2 protein-coding genes are annotated in these 1,139 nt (G+C 70.9%); one reads left to right on the top strand and one right to left on the bottom strand.

Annotated features, from left to right (window positions below):
• Positions 1–5: 5 nt before the first annotated feature.
• Positions 6–269, bottom strand: coding sequence for a hypothetical protein (locus A5701_RS29440; RefSeq protein ID WP_369807453.1), 264 nt, complete (start codon positions 267–269; stop codon positions 6–8).
• Between A5701_RS29440 and A5701_RS26145 the strand changes: the two genes are divergently transcribed.
• Positions 259–1,101 carry a hypothetical protein gene (locus tag A5701_RS26145; protein ID WP_156670277.1) on the top strand — a complete coding sequence of 281 codons (843 nt, stop codon included), beginning with the start codon at positions 259–261 and terminating at the stop codon, positions 1,099–1,101. The two genes, A5701_RS29440 and A5701_RS26145, sit on opposite strands and share 11 nt — an antisense overlap.
• Positions 1,102–1,139 lie beyond the last annotated feature (38 nt).

Below are 1,139 nucleotides of genomic sequence, written 5' to 3'. Positions count from 1 at the left end.
GCGCGTCAACTGTGCCGGGGAACATGCGCGCGCCGATCACGCACAGGATCAGCGCCGGACCCATGACCAATGCCTCGAAAAGCCCACAGCGCCCCGCGATCGGCGGCGTCAGGCGCGTCCTCCGCCGCCCGCCGCATCTGCCCGTTGCCATCTATGTAGTCGACGGACAGCAGCGCCGAACTGGCCATCCCGTACGGGCGGGTCAAAAACCCGACCCCTCCCCCGAACGTGTAACCGGCGACGGCCACCGTGGGCGAGGTGCCGGCCAGTCCCAGCAGCCCGTCGCGTTCGGCAATTGCGTTGACCGCTGCCCAGGTTGCGCCCCAGGACCCGTGGGCCGGCTACCGGCTGTGGAGCATTGACGCGCTTGGACCTGTCGTCGATGCCTGGGCGAGTGCCATGAGCCAGATCGGTGATGCGCTCTCCACCAGCCTCAGCGTGCTGCGGACCCCGCCGGGTGCACCGGCGTTCCCTCCTGCGCTGCAAGGCGTTCCGGTTGTGCATCTGGCGTTCGCGTCACCGCAGGGCGCCGATGCGGCCGCCCCGCTGCTGCGCGCCCTCGAAGCCGCACCGGCGCCCGCGGTGAACAGCAACTGGGCGCGCGCCGATGCAGCCCGGCTGGCCCAAATCCACCTCGACCCACCCAATCCGGTTCCGGCGCTGGGCATCGGAAGGTGGCTGGGACCTCATGCGGTGGACGTGGCAGCCGAGGTGTTGGGCACCGCGGCCGCGCCCGATTCGCCGGTAGCGGTGGTCGAGTTCCGAAATCTGGGCAATGCCGCACCCACTCGCGACGGGGCGATGACCGCGGTGCCCGGACCTTTCCTGCTGCACGCGGTCGGTCTCGCTGCCGACGCCGCCTCGGGTGCTCGCACCGAGCGGGGGTTGGCAGAGGTTCAGGCCACCGCGATGAGGGCCGACATCGGGCTCGCCGCAGCGTCGTTCGCCGACGGCCGTGCCGCGGTCGAGGACGGGCTGGACCGCTCGGGGTTACAGCGTCTGGTCCGGATTCGCACCGCCGTGGACCCCGAGCGCCGACTGGCCCCGTCGCGACTGCTCGCCGCCGCGAATGATGCGTCACGCGGCAAGGGCGACGGCTAGACCGGTTCTATTCTGCCCCAACGCGATTGGCGATAAGC

The organism is Mycobacterium sp. E3305, from assembly GCF_001666785.1.
In the GTDB taxonomy this organism is placed as follows: domain Bacteria; phylum Actinomycetota; class Actinomycetes; order Mycobacteriales; family Mycobacteriaceae; genus Mycobacterium.
The sequence above is the reverse complement of the archived record's forward strand: the minus strand, read 5'-3'. Positions and strand labels throughout refer to the sequence as shown.